The following is a 24,295-nucleotide window of genomic DNA, read 5'->3' on the forward strand; positions in this document are numbered from 1 at the left end:
CGCCGCGCGGCCGGCTTCAGACGTGAAGAAAGGAGGGGGCGGCTGGAGGCCGCGGATCGGTGCTGGCCGCGGTGGACTGGGGGGCAGCGAAGCGTTCCTGCCATGTCTCCGCCGCGTCGATGAAACGCTGCAGGCGCGACATGATGAGTTCGTTGGTCCAGCCGTGGTTGCCGACGTCCGTGCACAGCACGACCTCGTTGAACTCGGCGTCGATGGCCAGCGTGGCGCCGCCGGTGTCGGCGCCGAACAGGTTGGCCATGAGCAGTTGTTCGAAGGTGCGCTCGCGGTCAGCGCTGGGCACCGGGCCCAGCGTGCAGTAGACGTGCAGCAGGTGGCTGCTGCCGCTGGCCTCGAAGTTGACGTCGAGGCGGTCGTCGACCCGCAGGCGCGCGCAGCCGTGTTCGTCCAGCCGCAGTTCGGGCACACCCATGGCCGTGGCGATGGCCTGGATGACGTCATCGGTGTTCATGGGCTTCTCCATGGGGCAATGGGCGGCAGAGCGGCGTTCTTCGTGGCCCGCCGGCTGCGGCCGCCGGTGTTGGGTGGGTGGGCGAAGCCGGCGTGTTCCGTGTCCTGACGGCCGTCGGTCAATAGGATGGGGGGTACCAGGCGCGGGTCATCTGGGCGGGGGCTGTTCCATGGACCGCTGGACGAGCCCCCCGGTGAAGTGGTGCGCGATCGCGAAGGTCGCGCGGTCCAGCAGATCGGCGGCCTGCCGGGCTTGCTCATCGGACAGGCTCCGCACTTCGCGGGTCTTGTGCAGTGGCTGGGCCAGGGCGTCCTTCAGCAGCAGCAGGTTGGTGCCGATCCGGCTGAGCGCGGCCGTGGCGCCGTCGCCCTGCGCCCGCAGGCCCATGTCCATCAGCACCTGGGCCAGCAGCCGTGTCTGCTCGTCGTTGAGCGTGTCGAAAGCCTTCTCGAGGGTTTGCGGCGAGGCGTCGTCGAGGACGTTCCGGAGGAGCGTATAGGCCAGTTCGGTCCTGCCCTCGATGTCCAGGCGGTGGCCCGTCAACGCCTCGTGGATCGGCACCAGCGATTCGAAGTGCTGGTCCACCTCCGACAGATACCCCAGGGCCACATCCAAGTCGCCAATGGCCAACTGCCTCAACGCCCCGTGCAGGGACTCCGCGCACGGCTCCCGGCGGAATGCTTGACGCTCAGCGATCTCGCGGGCGAAGGCCTGGCTGTCGTGCGGGATGCCCAGTGTTTGCAGGGCTTGGCTCAGGGGGTGCAGTTGCTCGTCGGCCAGCGCGTCCAGACGCAGGTTCGGCAGATCCAGGGACTCGCTGGCCTGTCGCGTGGTCATGGCCAGGCGGTCTTGGAATCCAGCGGCAGCGTGCGGGCGGTTCAAAGTGTCGCAATGCTTCTTCAAGCCTGCCCAGGCATCGGCCAGTTCGACCAGTGTCGCGATCGAGGGTTGCTTGTCTGCCGCCTTGCAGGCGGCGCGCAGCGCAGCGACGCGCCTTGCCTCGGTGTGCTGGACGGCGGTTTTCAGCAGTCGGTCGACGTCCTGGCCATCCACGGACGTGGGTTTCGGCGCCGCCGCCAGCCAACTGGCCTGCAGGGTGAGGGGCATCGCCTGGAAGAAGCGGCCGAGTTGTGGGCCGTTGGCGGCTTGTCCCTCCAGCCACCGGGCGCAGACGGACTTGAGCAGCGCCTCTCCCTGCGCGAAGGGGTCGTCAGCGGGGCCCACCAGCCGGTAGTTCTGCAGCAGCTTGGCGGCCTTTCCCTTGGCCTGCGACAGCTGGTCGTCCACGCTGGCTGGGTCGTTGCTCTCGCTGGCCAGAAGGGCCATGTCAAACGCCGTCAGGATGCCCTGCATGTCCTGCCGGACGGCATCGAGCTCGCGGCCCAGCAGGCGCAACACGGTGCCCGTCGGGCCGCCCGGCGCCTGCAGGGCGCGCTCGCGCAGGCGATTCAGGTCCTCGGTCGGCAGCGCGAGCAGCTGCATGCGCAGGCATTGCCGGAACACCTCGGTGGTCTGGCGGGCATCGGTCTTCGTCAAGGGGCGGCAGGCCTGGGCGATGTGGTCCAGGTGCCTGTCGATGGCCTCTGGCGCCAGAGCGCTGGCGACCAGATCGGCCAGGAACAGCTCCATGGCCCGGTGGGTTTTCTGGCTGGCCTTCTCTTGCGTGCGCTGGGTGCGCGCGGCTGCGGGGGCCACCAGGCGGGCGCATCGGTCGAACAGTCTCCGCGGCCAGGACACCACGGGCTTCAAGCGGGGCGGCTGAGGGGGAAGCAGCCGAAGGCCGGGCTGGGTGGGCTTGCCGCCCGGCGGGCGCTTGGGAGCGGGGAGGGCGACTGCGCGAGGGGGGCGCGGGACGGCGGTGCTGCGACGCATAGGGGGCCTTGAAGACGGTCTTGCCCGATCCGTGCCCCGCTGCGTCTTCAGGGTTCCGTGGTCCGCGCCCGCCTCGGCCGCATGGCGGTGGTGGCCCCGACCAGCGGGGTCCGGCGCGGTCGAATGGCCGATCGCCGCGCCGGCCGCTCAGCGCTCGGGCAGCGCCGCCTTCACCGCCTCGCCCAGCTCGATCACCGCCAGCGCGTAGTAGCTGCTCCAGTTGTAGCGCGTCACCACGTAGAAGTTCTGGGTGCCGGCCACGTAGCTGGAGGGCGCGCCCGCGTTCTGCAGTTCGACCAGCGCGAGCGGGCCGGGGTGCTGCAGCGCCGCGCCCTCGAGCACGGCGCCCTTGGCCTGGAAGGCCTCGACCGTGAAGCTGGGCAGGATGTCGGGCGCCAGCAGGGTTTCCAGGTCCAGCGCGGCCGGGTCGAAACGCACCGGGTAGTGCGTGGGCATGCCGGGCGTCCAGCCGAAGGCCTTGAAATAGTTCGCCACCGAGCCGATCACGTCGGCCGGGCTGTCGAACAGGTCGACCTTGCCGTTGCCGTCGAAGTCGATGGCGTAGCGCGCCCAGCTGCTGGGCATGAACTGCGGCAGGCCCATGGCGCCGGCGAAGCTGCCCAGCAGGCCCTGCGGGTCGGTGCCGTTGCGCTGGCACAGGCTCAGCAATTGCTCCAGCTCGTCGCGGAAGAAGGCGCTGCGCGCGGCGGCGCGCGGGTGGCTGGCGGGGAAGTCGAAGGCGAGCGTGGTGATCGCGTCGATGACCTTGTGTGTGCCGGTGTGGCGGCCGTAGAGCGTCTCCACGCCGATGACGCCGACGATGAGCGAGGCCGGCACGCCGAACTCGGCCTCGGCGCGCGCCAGGGCCTCGCGGTTGTCCTGCCAGAAGGCTTGTCCGGCGGCGATGCGCGTGGGCTCGATGAAGCGCGCGCGGTAGGCGGCCCAGTTCTTGGGCACGCCGCGCGGCGGCGGCGTGACGCCGCGGATGGCGGCCTCCAGCCGCTGCGCCTGGCCGATCTGCGCCAGCACCCAGGCCGCATCGAGCTGGCGGCGCGCGGCCAGGTCTTCGGCGAAGGCCATGGCGGCCGGGTGGTCGCGGTAGAAGAAGGGCGCTCGCGCGGGCGGGCGGTTCGTGGGGCGCTGCTTGGCGGGGGAATTGGCCTGGGCGGCCGGCAGCGGCAGGGTGGACAGCGAGAGGGTGGCCAGGGCGGCCAGGGCGATCGATCGGCGTTGCATTGCCCGCGATTGGATCACGCGCGGCGGCGGACCGGCCAGGCCAGCCGGCGGAATTCCTGCCTCAGCTGGGCGAGGGTGCTGCCGCTGTCGCGCGCGTAGCGTTGGGCTTCGAGGCGCAGCAGCCAATCGGCCAGGCCTTGCACGGCCGGCCCGTCGCCCAGTTGCGCCTTCAGGCGTTGGGCCAGTTCGCGCGGCGGCGTGCGCTCGTCCGAGGCCACCCCCAGGCGCGCCAGCCGCTGGCGCGCGCGCCGCAGCAGGCGCAGCCAGGGATCGTGCTGCTGGCGTTCCCACAGGGCCCAGAGCGCACCCAGCAGGCTCGCGCCGATCACCACGCCCAGCAGCACGGTGGCCAGGTCCTGCCAGCTCGGCGAGGCGAAACCCAGCGCGCGCAGCAGCTCGAGCTGGCTGCCCTGCGTGTAGTCCAGCACCCACTGGTTCCAGGCGTTGTTGACGGCCTCCCAGGTGGCGCGCAGCCGCGCGACAAGCGTCGGGTTGAGGTTGCCGAGCGCGCCGGCGAAGGCCCCCGCGAAACCGGCGGCGGGCGCCTGCAGGCGTTGCACCGAACCGATGCGGCCGGGGAAGACCGCGCCCGTGGGGTCCACGCGCACCCAGCCCTGGCCCTGCAGCCAGACCTCCGTCCAGGCGTGGGCGTCGCGCTGGCGCACGGTCCAGTAGCCGTCGACGGTGTTGGTTTCCCCGCCCTGGTAGCCCGTGACCACGCGCGCCGGGATGTCCATGGCGCGCATGAGCACGGCGAAGCCGCTGGCGATGTGCTCGCAGAAGCCCGCCTTGCGGTCGAACCAGAACTCGTCGGCGGTGTGCCGGCCGTAGACGCCGGGCTCCAGCGTGTAGCGGTAGCCGCCCGTGCGCAGGCGTTCGAGCGCGGCGTTCACCAGCGCCGGCGCGGCGGCGGGGCCGGGGCCGTGCTGTCGGCGCATCTCCTGCGCCAGCTGCAGGGTGCGCGGGTTGAAGCCGGGCGGCAGTTGCAGGTAGTCCTGCAGACCGATCTGTGCCTGCAGCGGGCCGTGGCCGAAGTCCAGGTGGCTTTGCGCCCGGTAACGCACCAGGCTGTTGATGGGGCGCTGCGCGGTCCATTGCAGCGCTTCGCTCATGCGCACGCGGTTGCCGCCGGGCAGTTCGGGCGCGGCGGTGGCGGCTTCCAGCACGAAGACCCAGGGACGCCGGTTGGGCTCCAGCGTGACCTCGTAGCCCACGGGCTCGCCGCGCGGGCGCAGCTGGGCCGTGAGGCGCTGCTCGCGCGGGAAACCCGATTCGAGCGGGCGCCACTGCCGGCCGTCGAAGCTGCCGAACACCGGACCGCGGAAGTACAGCAGGCCGGCCGGCGGTGGGCGCGGGTCGTCGAAGCGCACGCGCAGCGCGATGCTGTCGTCCAGCGCGAGCTGGGCGATCTCGCCCACGCGCATCTCGTCCGACAGGCCGCTGCGCCCGCTCGGGTCGGTGTTCGGCGTGCCCCACAAGGGCGCCATGCGCGGGAACAGCAGGAACAGCACCAGCATGATGGGCGCGCCCATCAGCGCCATGCCGGCGGCGTGGCGCGCGGCCTGCGACAGCGGCGGCTGGCCCACGGGCATGTGCGCGTTCACCAGGGCCGTGAGCAGGCCCAGCAGCGCGACCAGGATGCCGGCCGCCGTGAGCAGCGACTGCGAGTAGAAGAAGTGCGTGAGCAGGGTGAAGAAGGCGAGGAAGAACACCACGAAGGCGTCGCGACGCGCGCGCAGTTCCAGCGTCTTGAGTGCCAGCAGCACCACCACCAGCGTGACGCCGGCCTCCTGGCCGAGCAGCGTGCCGTGGCTGGCGAAGGTGGCGCCCAGCGTGAGCAGCAACAGCCCCAGGCGCCAGGGCCAGCCGGGCAGCGGGGCGGCGCGCAGCGCCAGCCGGGCGCGCCAGGCCAGCACGCCGGCGGTGAGCGCCGTGGTCCACCAGGGGATGTGCGCGGCCTGCAGGGCCACCACCCAGGCAATGACCGCGAGCACGAACAGGGTGTCGCGCGTCTCGCGGGGCAGCGAGCGTGGCGCGCCGGCGGCGCGGGACGGGCGAAGCGTGTTCAGCACAGCGCGAGCGCCTCCAGGCACTGGCTGCGGTGCACCGGGCCCTGGTCGGGGGCGATCTCGCGGCCCGGCAGGCGCAGGCCATAGTCGAGCTCGAGCCGGTCGGCCATCAGCACCCAGGCGGTCAGGCGCGACACGCGCCCCTCTGGCCCCGTGCCGCCGCATTGGTTCAGGTCCAGCCAGAGCTGCTGGCGCTGGCTGGACAGGGCGTCGCGGCTGACCAGTTCGTCGCGCCCGCCCGCGAAGGCCTGGGCGGCTTTCTTCCAGACGACGGCCTTCATCGGGTCGCCGCGCCGGTAGGCGCGCACGCCGTCGTATTCGCCCGTGGCCTGCACGCGCGCGCTGCCGGCGCCGCCCGACAGCGGTTCGCCGGGTGGCAGTGGCGGCGGGTGCTCTTCCGGCGTGGGATAGACCAGGGCCTGGGCGGCCGGGCGCCACACCGTCCACACGCGGAAGGTGCCGAGCGGGAACAGGGTCATGGCGCTGAGTGCCGGCAGGGCGTGCAGGCCGCGCGCGGGCGCTTGCCAGGCCAGCTGCAGCTCGGCGCTGCCTTGCGCGGGCACGTCGGCCCAGGCCAGGGCCGGCGCGCCGCCGTCATCGGGAACCACGCCGAGGCCGATGCCATGGCGCGCGCGCCGCCGCCCGCTGGACAGACGCACCTCCAGCACCACCGCCTGGTGCGCGTGAACCGGCTCGGGCGGGTGCAGGTGCAGCGTGAGCCCGCGCAGGTTGTTGTGGCTCACGTGCATGCCCACCAGGGCGCTGCCGGCCAGCAGGAAGGTCAGCAGGTAGCCCAGGTTGAGCTGGTAGTTGATGCTGGCCACCAGCAGCAGGAGCAGGGTGAGGGCCAGCATCCAGCCAGCGCGCGTGGGCAGGATGTAGACGTTGCGCTGGGTGAGCGTGAGCGTGTCGCTGCGCTTGAGCCGGTTGTGGAACCAGGCGCGCGCGCGCGCCTTGAAGTTGAACCGCGAGGGTGAAGCATCCAGAGCGCCGCGGAACCGGCTTTGCCGGGCCGCAGGCGCTGCCCCCTGGGGGGAGGCGCCGAAGGCGCTTCGGGGGGGGCTCATTACGGCAGGGGGACAGCGTCCAGCATCGCGCGCACCTGCTCCAGCGGACCGCGCCCGGCGTCGCGCACGGGGATCAGCCGGTGCGCCGTGGTCTGCGGCAGGATGGCGGCGATGTCGTCGGGCGCCACGTAGTCGCGGCCCTGCAGGAAGGCCTGGGCCTTGGCCGCGCGCACCACGGCCAGCGCGGCGCGCGGCGACAGGCCCTGCAGGAACCAGCGGCCGCTGCGCGTGGCGTTGACCAGGTCCTGCAGGTAGTCGAGCACCGGTTCGGCGGTGTGCACCTCGGCCACGGCGCGCTGCAGGCGGGCGAGCTCGTCGCCGTCCAGGGCCGGTGGCATCGATTCGATCAGCTCGCGCCGGTCCTGGCCGCGCAGCAGCTCGCGCTCGGCGGCGCGGTCGGGGTAGCCCAGCGACAGGCGCATGTGGAAGCGGTCCAGCTGCGACTCGGGCAGCGCGTAGGTGCCCAGCTGGTCGTGCGGGTTCTGCGTGGCGATGACGAAGAAGGGCTGGGGCAGGGCGCGCGTCTCGCCCTCCACCGTGACCTGCTTCTCTTCCATGGCCTCCAGCAGCGCGCTCTGGGTCTTGGGGCTGGCGCGGTTGATCTCGTCGGCCAGCAGCACCTGGGCGAACACCGGGCCCGGGTGGAAGACAAAGGCCTCGCGCCCGCGCTCGTAGATGGAGACGCCGATCAGGTCGGTGGGCATGAGGTCGGCGGTGAATTGCACGCGCGCGAACTGCAGGCCAAAGCCACGCGCCAGGGCATGGGCCAGCGTGGTCTTGCCCACGCCGGGCACGTCCTCGATCAGCAGGTGGCCGCCCGCGAGCAGGCAGGCCACGCAGTCGCTGACCTGCTGCGGTTTGCCCACGATCACCGTGTTAAGCTGGCTCAGCAGGCGCTGGATCTTGGAGTCTTGTTGCATCTGGGCTTGCATATTGGCCGCGATTCTCACCGCAGTTCAGAGATGGCCCACGCCACTGGTTATTTCACGCACAGGGCATGCTGGCAGCACGACATGGGCGCCGGCCACCCCGAATGCCCCCAACGGCTCGATGCGATCGAGGACCGGTTGCTGTTGACCGGCCTGGACGCCGCGCTCGAGCGCCGCGAGGCCACGCCGGCCGCCCTGGCCGACCTGGAGCTCGCGCACGACCGCCTGCACCTGGCCGCGCTGCGTGGCCTGGCCGACACCCTCAAGGAAGACATCGCCGCCGGCGGGCCGCAGCGCGCGCAGGTCGACCCCGATACCTCGATGAACGTGCACAGCTGGGAGGCCATCCTCATGGCCGCGGGCGCGGCCATCGACGCCACCGACGCCGTGCTGGCCGGCGAGCTGCGCAACGCCTTCTGCGCGGTGCGGCCACCGGGCCACCACGCCACGCGCCGCCAGGCCATGGGCTTTTGCTTCGTCAACAACGTGGCGGTGGCCGCCAAGTACGCGCTGGAGCGCCATGGCCTCAAGCGCGTGGCCATCATCGACTTCGACGTGCACCACGGCAACGGCACCGAGGACATCATCGAGGGCGATGAGCGCATCCTCATGTGCAGCTTCTACCAGCACCCGTTCTACCCGGCGTGGACGCACTCCACGGCGAAGAACATGGTCAACCTGCCGGTGCCGGCCTATACGCGCGGCATGGACATCCGCGAGCTGGTCGAGACCTGCTGGATCCCGCGCCTGGACGAACACCGGCCGCAGATGCTGTTCGTGAGCGCGGGTTTCGACGCGCACCGCGAGGACGACATGGGCCAGCTGGGCCTGGTCGAGCAGGACTACGCCTGGCTGACCGACCGTATCCAGGCGGTGGCCGATCGCCACGCCCAGGGCCGCGTCGTGAGTTGCCTGGAGGGCGGCTATGCGCTGGACGCGTTGGCGCGCAGCGTGGAAGCGCACCTGCGCGTGCTCGCGGGCGTCTGACCTGATGCCGTCTTTTTCCTGTCACCTGTTCCGACGATGAACCCTTCCTCCGCTTCGCTGCGGCCGGTGGACGACCTGTCCGCCTGGCTCAGCAGCTTCCTGCAGCCGGCGGCGCTGGCCGAACTGGCCGCCCTGGCGGCCGTGGCCCTGCTGGCGTGGTCGCTGGTGGCCGGCCTGCGCCGCGCCCTGTCCATGCAGAACGCGCCCCAGTCGGTGCTGTTCGGGCGGCGCATCGTCGATGGCGCGCTGTTCCCCATCGTGCTGCTGGTGCTGGGCTTCGTGGCGCGCGGGCTGCTGATGAACTTCGTGCCGCTGGCGGTCTTTCACGTCGCCATCCCCGTGCTGGTGTCGCTGGCGGTGATCCGTCTGGGGGTGAAGGTGCTGCAGGCGGCCTTCGACGACAGCCCCTGGGTGAAGGTGCTGGAGCGCACGATCTCCTGGGCCGCCTGGCTGGGCATGGTGCTGTGGGTCAGCGGGCTGCTGCCGGTGATGCTGGCCGAGGCCGAGGACATCCGCTGGAAGGTGGGCGCCACCACGCTGAGCCTGCGCACCCTCATCGAAGGCATCGTCACCGCGTCGGCGGTGCTGATCATCACGCTGTGGATCTCGTCGGCCATCGAGGCCCGGCTGCTGCGCAACGTGGTGGGCCGGGACCGCTCGCTGCGCCAGGCGGTGAGCAACGCCACGCGGGCCCTGCTCCTGTTCGTGGGCCTCATCGTCGCGCTCTCGGCGGTGGGCATCGACCTGACCGCCCTCTCGGTGCTGGGCGGCGCCGTGGGCGTGGGCATCGGCCTGGGCCTGCAAAAGCTCGCGTCCAACTACGTCAGCGGCTTCGTCATCCTGGCCGAGCGCAGCATGCGCATCGGCGACAACGTGCGCGTGGACAACTTCGAGGGCCGCATCACCGACATCAACGCGCGCTACACGCTGATCCGCAACCTCAGCGGGCGCGAGTCCATCGTGCCCAACGAGATGCTCATCACCAGCCGCGTGGAGAACCTGTCGCTGGCCGATCCCAATGTCTGGCAGTCGACCGTGGTGTCGGTGGGTTACGACAGCGACGTCGACCTGGTGTCGCGCCTGCTGCTGGACGCGGCCACCGCGCAGCCCCGCGTGCTCAAGAGCCCCGGACCCTCGGTGGCCCTGTCCAACTTCGGCGCCGACGGCCTGGAGTTCACGCTCGGCTACTGGATCGGCGATCCCGAGAACGGGCAGCTCGCGCTGCGCTCGGCCATCAACATGGCCATCCTCTCGTCGCTGCGCGCCAACGGCATCGAGATTCCCTTCCCGCAGCGCGTGGTGCACGTGCTGCGCGAGGGTGATGGCGCGGTGGCCGCTAGCGGTTCATGAAACCGGGCAGCCACAGGGAAATCATCGGGAAGCCGATGAGAATACCCAGCCGAACCACGTCGGCCGTCACGAACGGCCACACGCCGCGGTAGATGGTGGTCAGCTTGACCTTCGGCAGCAGCGAGTTGATGACGAACAGGTTCAGGCCCACGGGCGGCGAGATCATGCCGATCTCCACGATGGTCACGATGAGGATGCCAAACCAGATGGGATCGAAGCCCAGGCCGGTGACCACGGGGAAAAACACCGGAATCGTGAGCAGCACGATCGCCAGTTCCTCCATCACCATGCCCAATGCCAGGTAGATCACCATCATCACCACCACCACCATGATCGGCTCGGGGCTGAACTGCAGCACGAAGTCGCGCAGATCGGCCGGCATGGACGTGAAGTTGATGAAGTTGGTGAAGATCATCGCGGCGATCAGGATGGTGAACAGCATGGCCGTGGTGCGGGAGCTTTCGATCAGCACCTCCAGCAGCAGCCGCGGCGTGAGCGTGCGGCGCGCCAGCGCGAAGAAGAATGCGCCCGCCGCGCCCATGCCCGCGCCTTCGGTGGCGGTGAACACGCCGCCGTAGATGCCGCCGATCACCAGCGCGAACAGCAGCGCCACCCCCCAGATGCCGCGGATGGCGGCCAGGCGCTGGCGCCAGGTGAAGCGCTCGGCGGGGGGGCCGGCCTGGGGGTCGCGCCAGGTGAAGAACACCACGGCCAGGCACAGGCAGGCGATGGCGACGATGCCGGGCAGGATGCCGGCGATGAACAGCTTGCCGATGTCGGTCTCGGTGATGATCCCGTAGATCACCAGGATGGTGGACGGCGGGATCAGGATGCCCAGCGTGCCACCCGAGGCGATGGCGCCGGTGGCCAGCGTCTCCTTGTAGCCGTGCGCCTTCATCTCCGGAAAGGCCACGCGGGTCATGGTGGCCGCGGTGGCGATCGACGAGCCGCAGATGGAGCCGAAGCCGCCCGAGGCGATGATGCTGGCCATGGCCAGGCCGCCCGGGCGGTGGCCCACGAAGGCATTGGCCGCGTTGAACAGCTCGCGCGCCATGCCGGCGCGCGCGACGAAATTGCCCATCAGGACGAACAGCGGGATGACCGACAGCACATAGGCGAAGCCGGTTTCGAAGATGACCTGGCTGGTGCTGGCCAGGGCCGGCTGCCAGCCCCGCAGCACACCCATGCCCACGAAGCCCGCGGTGGCCATGGACACGGCCAGCGGCACGCGCAGGAAAGCCATGGCGAAGACGCCCAGAAAGCCCAGCAGCGCGGCGGTCATGCGGCGTCTCCCGGCTGGGCCGCGCCGTGGAAAGCGGGCTCGGGGGGGCGGAAGAAGACGAAGACCAGGTGCACCAGCGCGGTGACGAACAGAAAGAGCGCCATCATCCAGGCCACCGGCGCCAGGGGCAGCTGCAGGTGGACAGTGATGTCGCCATAGTCGAGAAAGCGGTCGGCGCGCAGCAGCATCAGGCGCGCCATCCAGGCGAAAGCGATGGCGCAGAACAGGTGCACCACGCGCTGCTGGATGCGCCGCAGGCCACTGGGAATGAAGGCGTCCAGCGAGTCGAAGACCACGTGCTCGCCACGCCAGGAGACCAAGGGCAGCGCGCCGAAGATCACGATCACCATCAGGATCTCGGTGACCTCGAGCCCGCCGGGCACCGAGTGGCTGAAGAACTTGCGGCCCGTCACGTCGACGAGCGTGAGCAGCATGATGGAAAACAAGGCCATCGCGGCCATCAGGCCGGTCGACCAGCGCAGCGCGCGATCCAGGACGGTGAGCATGTCGGGGGAGCGTTCAAAAGCAACGGCGGGCAGCCGGGGTGGCGACTGCCCGCCGTGCGGGGGTGGGTGGCGGCTCGATGCCTTACTTGACCTTCTTGATCTCGGCGCGGAACTCGGCCAGCACGGCCTTGGGGTCCTTCAGGCCCTTGGCCGCGGCGGCGGCGGCCCATTTGTCCTCCAGCTCGGCCTGCTTGGCCGCGACGGCCTTGATGAAGGAGTCGTCGGCCTGGATGCGCGCCACGCCCTGGGTCTTCTGCAGCTCGCGGCTGGCGGCGTCGACCTTGTCCCAGCCTTCGCCGAAGATGCGCGTGGCGACCTCGCCCGAGATCTTGTCGACCACGGCCTTGTCCTGCGCGGACAGGGCGTTGTATTTGGCCGGGTTCATCATGAACACGAAGCTGGTGTTGTAGAGGCCACCAGGGAAGGTGGTGGCGTGCTTGATCATGTTCAGCTTGAACGAGGCGATCGATTCATCGGGGAAGAAGGTGCCGTCCATCACGCCGGTGGACAGCAGCTCGAAGGAGTCGGGCGCGGGCTTGAGCGTGGTGTTGAAGCCCATGAGCTTGGACAGCTCGTTGATGTTGCCACCGCCGATGCGGAACTTGAGCTTGGTGGCGTCGTCCAGCGTCTTCACCGGCTGCTTGCTGTTGAAGATGATGCCGGGGCCGTGCGTGAACACGGCCAGCACCTTCACCCCGCGGTGCTCGCCCAGCGGCGCGAAGTGCTTGGCGTAGAGGTGCTGGTAGGCCACCGAGGTGGCCAGCGCGCTGTCGCCCAGGAAGGGGAACTCGGCCAGCTGCGTGAAAACGAAGCGGCCCGGCGTGTAGCCGTCCACCGTGTAGGAGATGTCGGCCAGGCCGTCGCGCACGGCGTCGAAGGTGCCGGGCGCCGCCGCCACGGACTTGGGCAGGATGTTGCACTTCATGCGACCCGCGCTTTCCTTCTCCAGCAGGTCGCACCACGATTTCTGCGCCATGCTCAGCGTGTGCGTGGGGGGGACCCACGATGAGGCGGTGAACACGGTCTGCGCCGAGGCCGCACCGGCGCTCAGCAGGGCGGCGGTGGCCAGGAGGGGAATCAGCTTCATGCGGGGTGCTCCAACGACGGGGTGAGGGGGCGCGCCATCGTTACTCAACATAAGCAAAGGGCGCAATTTCACTATAGGTGAACGCATTGCACGGCGCCCTCCAGACTTACCCGAGTTCACCGACCAAGCGGTCGGCGAAATGACGCCCCAACGACATCCACCGCGCGTCGCGGGCATCGCGGCACCGGTGTGGCGATCGATATAATTCGCAAAAAAGCACGGTCGTTCGATTTTTCGGTCATCGCTTCGGTCGCTTCCAGCGCCCACCTACAATGCCCAATTGACGTGCACGTCAATTGCACCCCGAACCCCAAACCACAGGAGCAGCTCAGCATGAAGGTTCTCGTCCCCGTCAAGCGCGTGGTCGACTACAACGTCAAGGTCCGCGTGAAAAGCGATGGCAGCGGCGTCGACATTGCGAACGTGAAGATGTCGATGAACCCGTTCGACGAGATCGCGGTGGAAGAGGCGGTGCGCCTGAAGGAAAAGGGCGTGGTCAGCGAAGTGATCGCCGTCTCCTGCGGCGTGAGCCAGTGCCAGGAGACGCTGCGCACGGCCATGGCCATTGGCGCCGACCGCGCCATCCTGGTGGAAACCGCTGAAGAGCTGCAGCCGCTGGCGGTGGCCAAGCTGCTCAAGGCCCTGGTGGACAAGGAACAGCCGGGCCTGGTGATCCTGGGCAAGCAGGCCATCGACGACGACTGCAACCAGACCGGCCAGATGCTGGCCGCACTGGCCGGCCTGCCGCAGGCGACCTTTGCTTCGAAGGTCGAGATCGAGGGTGACAAGGCCAAGGTCACGCGCGAGGTCGACGGCGGCCTGGAGACGCTCTCCATCAGCACCCCGGCCGTCATCACCACGGACCTGCGGCTGAACGAGCCGCGCTACGTGACGCTGCCCAACATCATGAAGGCCAAGAAGAAGCCGCTGGAGACGGTGAAGCCCGAGGACCTGGGCGTGGACGTGAAGCCGCGCATCAAGACGCTGAAGGTGAGCGAGCCGCCCAAGCGCGGCGCGGGCGTGAAGGTGCCCGACGTGGCCACGCTGGTGAGCAAGCTCAAGACCGAAGCCAAGGTGATCTGAGGAAGAACTGACATGACTGCACTGGTTATTGCCGAACACGACAACGCGTCCATCAAGGGCGCCACCCTCAACACCGTGACCGCCGCGGCCCAATGCGGCGGCGACGTGCACGTGCTCGTGGCCGGGCACAACGCGGGCGAGGCCGCCAAGGCCGCGGCCCAGATCGCGGGCGTGGCCAAGGTCATCCACGCCGACGCCGCCGGCTTCGAACACGGGCTGGCCGAGAACGTGGCCGCGCAGGTGGTGGCGCTGGCAGGCAGCTACAGCCACATCCTGTTCCCGGCCACCGCTGCGGGCAAGAACGTGGCCCCGCGCGTGGCCGCGCTGCTGGACGCGGCGCAACTCTCCGACATCACCAAGGTGGTGAGCCCCGACACCTTCGAGCGCCCGATCTACGCGGGCAACGCGATCGCCACCGTGCAGGCCACGGACGAGAAGAAGGTGATCACGGTGCGCACGACGGGCTTCGATGCGGCGGCGGCCACGGGTGGCAGCGCGGCGGTGGAGACCGCCAACGCGGTGGCCGATTCGGGCAAGAGCCAGTTCCTGGGCGCCGAGATCGCCAAGAGCGACCGGCCCGAGCTGACGGCGGCCAAGATCATCGTCAGCGGCGGTCGCGCGCTGGGCAGCAGCGAGAAGTTCAACGAGGTGATCACGCCGCTGGCCGACAAGCTGGGCGCGGCCATCGGGGCCAGCCGCGCGGCGGTGGACGCGGGCTACGCGCCCAACGACCTGCAAGTGGGCCAGACGGGCAAGATCGTGGCGCCGCAGCTCTACATCGCCGCCGGCATCTCGGGCGCCATCCAGCACCTGGCGGGCATGAAGGACTCCAAGGTGATCGTGGCCATCAACAAGGACCCCGAGGCCCCCATCTTCAGCGTGGCCGACTACGGCCTGGAGGCCGACCTCTTCGAGGCCGTGCCCGAGCTGGTCAAGGCGCTCTGAACGAAAGAGTCCCTCAAGGGCATCGCGTGCGATGCCCTTTTTTTGCACCGCGCCGACCGCTTTCCGTGTGGGCGCCCCCTGGAGACACTGAGCCATGAGCTATACCGCCCCCGTCAAGGACATGCTGTTCAACATCGAGCACCTGGCGCGCATCGACCAGGTGGCTCAACTGCCCGGTTTCGAGGACTCGGGCCTGGAGACCGCCCAGGCCGTGCTGGAGGAGTGCGCCAAGCTCAACGAAGGCGTGGTGGCACCGCTCAACCGCGAGGGCGACCTCAAGCCGTCCTGGGCGAAGGACGGCGTGGTCACCACCACGCCCGGCTTCAAGGACGCCTACCGCCAGTACGCCGAGGGCGGCTGGCAGGGCCTGCAGCACCCGGTGGATTTCGGCGGCCAGGGCCTGCCCAAGACCATCGGCTCGGCCTGCGGCGAAATGCTCAACAGCGCGAACCTGAGCTTCGCGCTGTGCCCCCTGCTCACCGACGGCGCCATCGAGGCCCTGCTGACCGCCGGCAGCGACGAGCAGAAGGCCACCTACCTGCACAAGCTGGTGAGCGGCGAGTGGACCGGCACCATGAACCTCACCGAGCCGCAGGCCGGTTCGGACCTGGCCGCCGTGCGCACGCGCGCCGAGCCGCAGCCCGACGGCACCTACAAGATCTTCGGCACCAAGATCTTCATCACCTACGGCGAGCACGACATGGCCGACAACATCGTGCACCTGGTGCTGGCGCGCGTGACCGGTGCGCCCGAGGGCGTCAAGGGCATCAGCCTGTTCACGGTGCCCAAGTTCCTGGTCAACCAGGACGGCAGCCTGGGCGCTCGCAACGACGTGCACTGCGTCAGCATCGAGCACAAGCTGGGCATCAAGGCCAGCCCGACGGCCGTTCTTCAATACGGTGACAAGGGCGGTGCGATCGGTACCCTGGTCGGTCAGGAGAACCGCGGCCTCGAGTACATGTTCATCATGATGAACGCGGCGCGTTACGCGGTCGGCGTGCAGGGCATCGCCATCAGCGAGCGCGCCTACCAGCAGGCCGTGGGCTACGCGCGCGAGCGCGTGCAGAGCCGCCCGGTGGACGGCAGCATGAACACCGCCGCGCCCATCATCCACCACCCCGACGTCAAGCGCATGCTCATGACCATGCGCGCCGCCACCGAGGGGTGCCGTGCCATGGCCAGCGTGGCCGCGGCCGCCTACGACGCCGCCCACCACCACGCCGATGCCGAGGTGAGAAAGCAGAACCAGGCCTTCTACGAATTCCTGGTGCCGCTGGTGAAAGGCTACAGCACCGAGATGAGCCTGGAGGTCACCAGCCTGGGTGTGCAGGTGCACGGCGGCATGGGCTTCATCGAGGAGACCGGTGCGGCCCAGCACTACCGCGACGCCAAGATCCTCACCATCTACGAGGGCACCACGGCGATCCAGGCCAACGACCTGGTGGGCCGCAAAACCGCGCGCGACGGCGGCACCGTGGCCAAGGCCATCGCCGCGCAGATCCGCCAGACCGAGGCCGAGCTCGCCAAAGGCAGCAGCAATGCCCAGGCCGTGGGCAAGCGCCTGGCGGCCGCGCGCGAGGCCTTCGAGCAGGCGGTGGACTTCATCGTCGCCAACACCAAGGGCAACCCCAACGCCGCCTTCGCGGGCAGCGTGCCCTACCTCATGCTCGCCGGCAATCTGGTGGCGGGCTGGCAGATGGCGCGCGCGCTCCTGGTGGCCGAGGCGCTGTCGGCCAAGGGACAGGACAAGGCCTTCATGGACGCGAAGATCACCACCGCGCGTTTCTATGCCGACCACATCCTCAGCCGCGCGCCGGGCGTGGCCGCCTCCATCGTCGACGGCGCTGAGGGCGTGACGGCGATGGCCATCGAAGCCTTCTGAACGACCCCGACCGATCCCCTTCACGGAGACAACATGCCCGCACCCGAGCGTTACCTGCCCCCGGTCCTCAAGAACCTCAAGTTCCCGGTGATCGGCTCGCCGCTGTTCATCATCAGCAACCCCAAGCTCGTGCTGGCGCAGTGCAAGGCGGGCGTGGTGGGATCGATGCCGGCGCTCAACGCGCGCCCGGCCTCGCAGCTGGACGAGTGGCTGGCCGAGATCACCGAAGGCCTGGCCGCGCACAACAAGGCCCACCCCGACAACCCGGCCGCACCCTTCGCCATCAACCAGATCGTGCACAAGAGCAACGACCGGCTCGAGCACGACATGCAGCTGTGCGCCAAGTACCAGGTGCCCATCGTCATCACCAGCCTGGGCGCGCGCGAGGACGTGAACCAGGCCGTGCACGCCTGGGGCGGCATCGTCCTGCACGACGTCATCAACAACGTGTTCGCGCACAAGGCGATCGAAAAGGGCGCCGACGGCCTGATTCCCGTGGCCGCGGGCGCGGGCGGCCATGCCAGCGTGAAGAGCCCCTTCGCCATGGTCCAGGAGATCCGCGAGTGGTTCGGCGGCCCGGTGGCGCTGTCGGGCGCCATTGCCTCAGGCGGCGCCATCCTGGCCGCACAGGCCATGGGCGCGGACCTGGCCTACATCGGCTCGGCCTTCATCGCCACGCACGAGGCGCGCGCGGTCGAGGGCTACAAGCAGATGATCGTGGACAGCAACTCCGACGACATCGTCTACAGCAACTTCTACACCGGCATTCACGGCAACTACCTCAAGGGCTCCATCCGCAACGCCGGCATGGACCCGGAGAACCTGCCGCAGAGCGACCCGAGCAAGATGAACTTCTCCACCGGCGAAGGCAGCAACGCGGCCAAGGCCTGGCGCGACATCTGGGGCTGCGGCCAGGGCATCGGCGCCATCCGCGAGGTGATGGGCGCAGGCGAACTGGTGGCGCGCTTCCGGCGCGAGTACGCCGAGGCAAAGGCGCGGCTCTGCGCGGCCTGAGCGCCTCGCACCCCGACGAAGCCGGCCTTGCGCCGGCTTTTTTCATGGCCCTGCCGTTCGTCGAAAAAGTAAACCAAGAGGTTGAATAATTGCGGTCGCGCGATTAAATTCAATCACATGGTTGAACAACATTCCTCCGGCGACCTCGACGCCGTCTTCAAGGCCTTGGCCGACCCCACGCGCCGCGACATGCTGCAGCGCCTGGCGAGCGAGGCGCTGTCGGTGAGCGAGCTCGCCGCGCCGCTGGACATGTCGCTGGCGGCCGCCTCCAAGCACATCCAGGTGCTGGAGCGCGCCGGCCTGGTGCGGCGCACGGTGCAAGGGCGCACGCACACCTGCCGCCTCGAGGCCGGGCCGCTGCACGCGGGCATGGAGTGGTTGCGCCATTACGAGCGGTTCTGGACCGAGCGGCTCGACACCCTCGAGCGCCTGGTGCGCGCCGCGCCTTCATCCCCCCAACGGAGAAAACCATGACGACGGATTCCCTCTACGGCGAACGGCTGTCGAACGACACCGTGCGCATCGAACGCCACCTGCCCGGCACGGTGCAGGACATCTGGGCCTGGATCACCGACAACGACAAGCGCGCGCAGTGGATGGCGCGCGGCACGCTGGAGCTGCGCGTGGGCGGCGCGGTGCGCCTGGAGTTCCGCCACGCGGAGCTGACCTACGCCGACGACCCCGCGCCGCCCAAGTACGCGGACATGGCCGACAGTGCGCAACTGAGCGGTGTGGTGACGGCCTGCGAGCCGCCGCGCCTGCTGGCCCACACCTGGGGCGACCAGGGCGAGGTGCGCTACGAGTTGAACGAGTCGCGCGGCGGCGTGCGCCTGGTGGTCACGCACCAGCGCCTGCGTGGCATGGACGACATGCTCAGTGTCTCGGCCGGCTGGCACGCCCACCTGGACCTGCTGGTGACGCGGGTGCGGGGCGAGGCCCGGCCGCGCTACTGGGCGCTGCACACGCGGCTGGAGGCGGAGTACGCGCGGCGGCTGGCGGGCTGAGCGGCGCCTGCGGAGGGGAGCGGGTTCTTTGGGTTCGCTCAAGCCGGGCGCGGCGGGGGAACGAACCGCCCACCGCGGCAACGCAGGGCGGGTTCGATTCCCGCAACGCCCGTTCCCCTGCGCCCGCCATGCAACGCTTTCAACGATCGCTCTCGTCCGTCCAGCTCACGCGCACCACCGATCCGCAGAGCCGCACGCCCGCCCGCGACGCTCCCTCCAACCCCGGCGCGCAGCCGATCCACATCGATGGGCCGAGCGCGGTCGATGCGCTGATCCAGTCCCTGCAGCGGGCCGACGCCGAGGTGCCGGCCCTGCACCTGCACCTGTCGGTCCACATCGAAGCCGCGGCCCTGGTGCCCTTGCTGGCCACCCTGGACCTCCTGGCGGCGCAAGGCCGGCTGGCGGGCCTCACGGTCACGGTGGACCACGACATCCAGCGGCCGATCCCCGCGCCCCTGCGCTGGGCGCTCGCCGGCTCCAAGGCCTGCCTCGTATTAAGTGGCGCTTCGGTGCGCCCCTTGATCGTGGGCGACCCGGCCTGGGTTCGGAGCTCGCCCGACCCAACGCTCGCCGACTTCCTGAACATGGCGCTGTGCAAGGCGCTGGACCGTGCCCTGGAAATACAGGTGGCCAGCGTGCTGTCGGCGCTCGCCATGAAGACCCCCGGGGAAGACGCCCTGCTGCGCGCCGTGGCGGTGCTCAGCCCCGGCCACCAGTGGCGTCTCGCGGCCTTGCCCGATGCGGGGGCCTACACGCGCCTGGCGAATGCCCGGGTGCCCCTGTGCCTGAACCTCTCGCTCACCAGCGCCACCGCCGGGCCGCTGGCCGAGTGGCTGGCGACGCCCCGTCCCCTGCTGCATTCGATCGAACTGCGGGTGTGCGGGCACCTGGACGGTCCGGCCTGGATGCTGCTGTGGACCCGGGTGGTGGGGCAGCCTTCACTGCGCCAGGTCGAGGTGGACATCCAGCCCCTGGCGGTGGTCGACGGCTGGGCGGCGCCAGAAGGGCTGCCCCTGCGGCCCATGGCCCGCGTGGAGACGGTCCGCCTGGGCGTGCACCACGCGGACGACGCCCCGCTGGCGGCCTGGCTCGTGGAATGGCTGCACCCCCAGAACCTGACACTGGGAACCCTCCGGGTGGACACCACCGTGGCGCTCCTGCAGGCCCTGGCGAATCCGCAGCGGCACGACACATTGCGCGAGCTGAGGATCGTCTGCGGCGGTGGCATGACGGGGCCGCGCGATGTGGGTCTGGTGAAAACACTCATCGACTTCCTCCAGACCTTCGACCGGGTCCGCGCCGTGTACATGAGCCTGCCCCATCCTTTGCCGGGGGGCGCGACGCTGCAGGCCCTGCGTGCGGTGGCCTGGAAGAACCTGCTGCTGGGGAGTACGCATCTGGTGTCCAGCGGACCATCGCCTTGGGCGGGTGTCAGGGACGTGTTCGCCAAGCCTTTGTGGCGAAGCCTGGGCCGGGGCGACTACTTCCTGGCCCACTGCGTGGGCGGGCTCAGGGCCTTCTTCTTCTGCCACCTGCACAACGATCCCGATCTCGCCGAGGGCTTCTTGAAGCAGGGGTGGCTGCCCATGAGCGATCTGCTGTCGCTGAGCGGGGTGACCATCGACACGCGCCGCGCGGCCGTCGGGCACCGCAGCGAAGCCCATGCGCCGGAGATCGTGCGCGTGATGCGCCTGGGCCTGCTCGACCCGTCCACCCTGCGCGAACTGCTCACGGGGCCGACGGAAACGATCGACCCCGACCTGGTGCGGGCGGTGTCCCAGCAGCTGCGCGACGGGCGGCAAGACCCCGGGCTCTGGCGCCTGTTGGACGAGGCCACGGCCCTTGGCTGAGCGGCCAAGGCCCCGGTGGCGGGGCCGCGCCCGGCCTCACTCGCCGGGCGGCGTCGGCCGCGTGCCGCTGCGCAGCCAGTTGCCGATGGAATCAAAAAGCTTGCCGATCTCGCCACCGAAGTTCGTCTTGTACTGGGTGCCGGCGGTGTCCGAGATCTGCGACACCCAGCCGCCGTCGCGCCACTCGGCGTAGAGCCAGTCATCGCCTTCGCGCACCAGGCCCTCGGGCGGTGCGGCCACCGGCACCACGGGCTGGCCCTTGAGCGCCGCGCCCATATAGTCGATCCAGATCGGCAGCGCCGCGCGCCCGCCCGATTCGCTGCGGCCCAGGCTGCGCGGCTGGTCGTAGCCCACCCACACGGTGGCGGCCAGCGTGGGCTGGTAGCCCGCGAACCAGGCGTCGACCGCGTCGTTGGTGGTGCCGGTCTTGCCATAGATGTCGGTGCGCTTGAGCACGGCCTGCGCGCGCGCGGCGGTGCCGCTGCGGGTCACCTCGTTGAGCAGGCTGCCCATCACGTAGGCGTTGCGCGCCGGGATGGCGCGGTCTTCTTCCGCCAGCGGCGCGGCGGGGGGTGCCTCGAACAGCAGCTTGCCCTGCGCGTCGGTGATCTTCTCGATCACCACCGGCGAGACGCGCCAGCCGCCATTGGCCAGCGTGGCGTAGGCCTGGGCCATTTGCAGCGGCGTGACGCTGCCGGTGCCCAGGGCCAGGGTCAGGTCGTCGGGCTGGCGCGCGGGGTCCAGGCCGAAGCGGGCGAGCCAGTCGCGCGCGGCCGGCGTGCCGGTGTGCTGCAGCACGCGCACGCTGGCCAGGTTGCTGGAGCGCGCCAGCGCCTCGCGCACGCTGATCGGCCCCTGGTGCTGGCCGTTGCTGTTGGACGGGCTCCAGCCATTGGCGGCGGTGAAGGGCAGGTCGTCCACCACCGTGGCCGGCATCACGCGCGACTCCAGCGCGGCCGAGTACAGCAGCGGCTTGAGCGCCGAGCCCGGCTGGCGCCAGCCCTGTGTCACGTGGTTGAAGGGCTGACGCGTGAAGTCGAAGCCGCCCACCAGCGCGCGGATGCGGCCGGTGCGCGGGTCCATGGAAACGAGCGCGGCCTCGGCCTCGGGCCATTGCGAGATGGCCCAGACATCGCCCTTCCTGTCCTTGGTCTTGCCGGTGCTCACCACGCGCACGATGGCGCCGCGTTCGATCTTCAGGGGCGCCTTGGCCTTGGCGTCCAGTCCGCGCTGCGCCCAGCGCAGGCCCTCGCCCTGCACGCTGATGCGTTCGCCGCTGGCGAGCTGCACCCGCAGGGCCTTGGGGCTGGCGTCGAGCACGATGCCCACGCGCAGGGTCTCGTCGTCGCGGTGGTCCTTCAGGGCCTCGGCGGCGGCGCGCTCCAGCTCGGCGCCGTTGCCGGCGGGCAGGGTTTCCTTGTCTTCCGGTCCGCGCCAGGCGCCGCGGCGGTCGAAGGCCAGCACACCGCGCTGCACGGCCGCGTGCGCCGCGCGCTGATCGGCCGCCAGCAGCGAGGTGGTCACCCGCAGGCCCTTGGAGTAGGCCTCGGTGCCGAAGCGCTCCACCACCGCCTGCCGTGCCATCTCGGCCACGTGCGCCGCGTGCACGCTGCGCTGGCCGGGCGTGCGCAGGCGCAGCTTCTCGGCCTTGGCCTGGGCCAGCTGTTCGTCGGTGATGGCGTCGGTGGCGCGCATGCGCTCCAGCACCACGCGCTGGCGCTGCGTGGCGCGCTCCAGGTTGGCCACCGGGTTGGCGTAGTACGGGTTCTGCGGCAGGCCCGCGAGCATGGCGTTCTCGGCCAGCGTGAGCTTGTCCAGCGGTTTGCCGAAGTAGGTCATCGCGGCGGCGGCGAAGCCGTAGGCGCGCTGGCCCAGGAAGATTTCGTTGAGGTAGATCTCCAGGATGCGGTCCTTGGAGATCTCGTTCTCCAGCTTGAGCGCCAGCCAGATCTCCTTGGCCTTGCGCTCGGCCGAGAACTGGCGCGTGAGCAGCATGGTGCGCACCAATTGCTGCGTGATGGTGGAGGCGCCCTGCTTGCGCCCGCCGGTGATGGCGGCCACCAGCGCGCGCGCCATACCCTTGGGGTCCACGCCGGAATGCTCGCGAAAGCGCGCGTCCTCCACGGACAGCACGGCCTGCTGCAGCTGCAGGGGAATGCGCTCCAGCGGCACGTACTCGCGCCGCTCGGCGCCGAACTGCGCGATCTCTTCGCCATCGGCCGTCAGCACCTGCAGGGGCAGCTTGGGCTGGTAGTGGACGATGGGGTCGAGCGAGGGGAGTTCGAAGGCGGGGGCGCTGGCTGGCAGCGCGGCGGCAACGGCGGCGGCGAGCGCCAGGGCAAGCGTCGCCCGGCGGGGGAGGTTCGAAAACATGGGCGGGGATTGTCCAACGCCCAAGTTAAGCCGGGTTAAGGCAGCGGGCGGCGCTGGTTGCCATCTGTAACAGGGCCGCCCGGCCGGCACCGCGGCTCAGCTGCTGCCGCGCACCACCAGCTCGAAGCCCAGGTCGGCGCTGTTGGTGGGCACCGCCTCCCCGCGCAGCAGCGACAACAGCATGCGCGCGCCCGTCTCGCCGATGGCGCGGCGCGGCGTGCGCACGGTGGTCAGCGGCGGCAGCATCTGGTCGCTGCCCGACAGGTCGTTGAAGCCCGCGACCGCCAGCCGCTGCGGCACGCTCACGCCCAGGCGCAAGGCCGCGAGCAGGCCGCCCTGCGCCAGGTCGTCGTTGCAGAAGAAGACCGCGTCCACCTCGGGCCGGGTGCGCAGCAGGTCCTCCAGCAGCTCGCCGCCCAGGCGCATGGACGAGGGCTGCGGGCTCAGCAGTTCGAGCCGGGCGTCGTACAGGCCGGCCGCGCGCAGGCAGCGGCGGTAGCCCTCGGCGCGCTGCAGCACGCGCGGGTCCAGCTGCGCGGCCACGAAGGCGATGCGCCGGCGTCCCCGGTCCAGCAGGTGCTGGGTGATGGCGTGGCCCGCGTCCTGCTGCGAGAAGCCCACGCAGTGCACGCCGGGCGCCTCGGTCAGCTCCATCAGGTACACGCAGGGCATGCCGCTGGCCGCCACCATCTGGCGCGCGGCCTCGGTGCGGTCGAAGCCGGTGAGCAGCACGCCCGCCGGGCGCTGCGCGAGGTAGCTGCGCAGCAGCTGCTCTTCTTCCATCGGGTCGTAGTGCGTGACGCCGATCAATGGCTGGTAGCCGTGCGGCAGCAGCACGCGGTGCACGGCCTCGATCACGTCCACGAACAGGGCGTTGGACAGCAGTGGCACCAGCACCGGCACCTGGGTGCCGCGCGCCGAGGCGAGGGCGCGCGCCGCCGGGTCGGGCACGTAGCCCAGGCGATCGGCGGCGGTCTTCACGCGCTCCACCAATTCGGCGGCCACGCCGCGCTCGCCGCGCAGCGCGCGCGAGGCGGTGATGGGGCTGACCTCGGCCTCGCGGGCCACGTCCTGCAGGGTGATGCGCCCGCTGGGGCGGCGGCGGCGTTCGGTCGGCGGCGGGGTGGGGGGCAAGGGTTTTCCCTGTCGATGGGTGGTGCGGATCGGCAATAGGATAGCGCTACCATAGCGGGCTTCGCATCCGGATTCGCCCTGATCATCACACAGTTCAGAGCGATCCCCGAGTGAACGCGACACCCGCAGACGGTCCTGTTCCCAGGGCCGTTTCTT

The 24,295-nt window shown here is 70.2% G+C and carries 20 protein-coding genes; 9 read left to right on the forward strand and 11 right to left on the reverse strand.

Translation table 11 applies throughout. The features are described 5' to 3' along the window. Positions 1–16: 16 nt before the first annotated feature. From SOM08_RS07070 to SOM08_RS07095, 6 genes are all read right to left on the reverse strand, one after another. A complete protein-coding gene (locus SOM08_RS07070; protein WP_181936595.1) occupies positions 17–469 on the reverse strand; it encodes a type III secretion system chaperone in 453 nt (150 codons plus the stop codon). A gap of 147 nt (positions 470–616) precedes the next feature. Beyond that, a complete protein-coding gene (locus tag SOM08_RS07075) occupies positions 617–2,098 on the reverse strand; it encodes a hypothetical protein (protein WP_322470384.1) in 1,482 nt (493 codons plus the stop codon). A 390-nt stretch (positions 2,099–2,488) separates the two neighbouring features. Continuing rightward, positions 2,489–3,577, reverse strand: coding sequence for a lytic murein transglycosylase B (gene mltB / locus SOM08_RS07080; RefSeq protein ID WP_116961033.1), 1,089 nt, complete (start codon positions 3,575–3,577; stop codon positions 2,489–2,491). Between the two features lie 14 nt (positions 3,578–3,591). Beyond that, positions 3,592–5,649, reverse strand: coding sequence for a DUF3488 and transglutaminase-like domain-containing protein (locus tag SOM08_RS07085; protein WP_322470385.1), 2,058 nt, complete (start codon positions 5,647–5,649; stop codon positions 3,592–3,594). Then, the gene (locus SOM08_RS07090) at positions 5,643–6,713 is read right to left on the reverse strand and encodes a DUF58 domain-containing protein (protein ID WP_322470386.1); all 1,071 of its coding nucleotides are present in this window, start codon (positions 6,711–6,713) and stop codon (positions 5,643–5,645) included. The genes SOM08_RS07085 and SOM08_RS07090 overlap by 7 nt, the downstream gene beginning before the upstream one ends. Beyond that, positions 6,713–7,633: an AAA family ATPase gene (locus tag SOM08_RS07095; protein ID WP_116961036.1), complete on the reverse strand. Its 921-nt coding sequence runs from the start codon at positions 7,631–7,633 to the stop codon at positions 6,713–6,715. The genes SOM08_RS07090 and SOM08_RS07095 overlap by 1 nt, the downstream gene beginning before the upstream one ends. Before the next feature lie 42 nt (positions 7,634–7,675). On the opposite strand from SOM08_RS07095, the gene SOM08_RS07100 reads away from it, so the two are divergent. Both SOM08_RS07100 and SOM08_RS07105 read left to right on the forward strand, forming a co-directional pair. Beyond that, positions 7,676–8,629: a histone deacetylase family protein gene (locus tag SOM08_RS07100; RefSeq protein WP_116961037.1), complete on the forward strand. Its 954-nt coding sequence runs from the start codon at positions 7,676–7,678 to the stop codon at positions 8,627–8,629. A gap of 36 nt (positions 8,630–8,665) precedes the next feature. Then, a complete protein-coding gene (locus SOM08_RS07105; protein ID WP_322470387.1) occupies positions 8,666–9,979 on the forward strand; it encodes a mechanosensitive ion channel family protein in 1,314 nt (437 codons plus the stop codon). Here SOM08_RS07105 and SOM08_RS07110 read toward each other — a convergent pair. The 3 genes from SOM08_RS07110 to SOM08_RS07120 all read right to left on the reverse strand — a co-directional run bounded on the left by SOM08_RS07110 (position 9,966) and on the right by SOM08_RS07120 (position 12,854). Beyond that, on the reverse strand, positions 9,966–11,261 hold the full coding sequence (locus SOM08_RS07110; protein WP_322470388.1) for a TRAP transporter large permease: 1,296 nt from the start codon (positions 11,259–11,261) through the stop codon (positions 9,966–9,968). The two genes, SOM08_RS07105 and SOM08_RS07110, sit on opposite strands and share 14 nt — an antisense overlap. Beyond that, entirely contained in the window at positions 11,258–11,767 is a 510-nt protein-coding gene (locus SOM08_RS07115) for a TRAP transporter small permease (protein ID WP_116961040.1), read from the reverse strand. The genes SOM08_RS07110 and SOM08_RS07115 overlap by 4 nt, the downstream gene beginning before the upstream one ends. 82 nt (positions 11,768–11,849) lie before the next feature. Further along, positions 11,850–12,854 carry a TRAP transporter substrate-binding protein gene (locus SOM08_RS07120; protein WP_322470389.1) on the reverse strand — a complete coding sequence of 335 codons (1,005 nt, stop codon included), beginning with the start codon at positions 12,852–12,854 and terminating at the stop codon, positions 11,850–11,852. Between the two features lie 333 nt (positions 12,855–13,187). Between SOM08_RS07120 and SOM08_RS07125 the strand changes: the two genes are divergently transcribed. From SOM08_RS07125 to SOM08_RS07155, 7 genes are all read left to right on the forward strand, one after another. Continuing rightward, positions 13,188–13,937 carry an electron transfer flavoprotein subunit beta/FixA family protein gene (locus SOM08_RS07125; RefSeq protein ID WP_322470390.1) on the forward strand — a complete coding sequence of 250 codons (750 nt, stop codon included), beginning with the start codon at positions 13,188–13,190 and terminating at the stop codon, positions 13,935–13,937. A gap of 12 nt (positions 13,938–13,949) precedes the next feature. Continuing rightward, positions 13,950–14,882 (forward strand): electron transfer flavoprotein subunit alpha/FixB family protein, encoded by a 933-nt coding sequence (locus SOM08_RS07130; RefSeq protein WP_322469647.1) that lies wholly within the window; start codon positions 13,950–13,952, stop codon positions 14,880–14,882. A 94-nt stretch (positions 14,883–14,976) separates the two neighbouring features. Further along, positions 14,977–16,764 carry an acyl-CoA dehydrogenase gene (locus SOM08_RS07135; protein WP_322470391.1) on the forward strand — a complete coding sequence of 596 codons (1,788 nt, stop codon included), beginning with the start codon at positions 14,977–14,979 and terminating at the stop codon, positions 16,762–16,764. A 33-nt stretch (positions 16,765–16,797) separates the two neighbouring features. After that, on the forward strand, positions 16,798–17,778 hold the full coding sequence (locus tag SOM08_RS07140) for an NAD(P)H-dependent flavin oxidoreductase (protein ID WP_116960653.1): 981 nt from the start codon (positions 16,798–16,800) through the stop codon (positions 17,776–17,778). Between the two features lie 117 nt (positions 17,779–17,895). Then, positions 17,896–18,252 (forward strand): metalloregulator ArsR/SmtB family transcription factor, encoded by a 357-nt coding sequence (locus tag SOM08_RS07145; protein WP_322470392.1) that lies wholly within the window; start codon positions 17,896–17,898, stop codon positions 18,250–18,252. Beyond that, positions 18,249–18,782: an SRPBCC family protein gene (locus SOM08_RS07150; RefSeq protein WP_116960651.1), complete on the forward strand. Its 534-nt coding sequence runs from the start codon at positions 18,249–18,251 to the stop codon at positions 18,780–18,782. Before SOM08_RS07145 ends, SOM08_RS07150 begins: the two co-directional genes overlap by 4 nt. 128 nt (positions 18,783–18,910) lie before the next feature. Further along, a complete protein-coding gene (locus tag SOM08_RS07155; protein WP_322470393.1) occupies positions 18,911–20,632 on the forward strand; it encodes a hypothetical protein in 1,722 nt (573 codons plus the stop codon). A gap of 36 nt (positions 20,633–20,668) precedes the next feature. Here SOM08_RS07155 and SOM08_RS07160 read toward each other — a convergent pair whose 3' ends face one another. Together SOM08_RS07160 and SOM08_RS07165 are read right to left on the reverse strand one after the other, a co-directional pair. Then, entirely contained in the window at positions 20,669–23,005 is a 2,337-nt protein-coding gene (locus SOM08_RS07160; RefSeq protein WP_116960649.1) for a penicillin-binding protein 1A, read from the reverse strand. 96 nt (positions 23,006–23,101) lie between these two features. Further along, the gene (locus tag SOM08_RS07165) at positions 23,102–24,139 is read right to left on the reverse strand and encodes a LacI family DNA-binding transcriptional regulator (RefSeq protein ID WP_070400659.1); all 1,038 of its coding nucleotides are present in this window, start codon (positions 24,137–24,139) and stop codon (positions 23,102–23,104) included. Positions 24,140–24,295 lie beyond the last annotated feature (156 nt).

Origin of the sequence: Hydrogenophaga sp. SNF1 (genome assembly GCF_034421675.1) — a bacterium.
In the GTDB taxonomy this organism is placed as follows: domain Bacteria; phylum Pseudomonadota; class Gammaproteobacteria; order Burkholderiales; family Burkholderiaceae_C; genus Hydrogenophaga; species Hydrogenophaga borbori.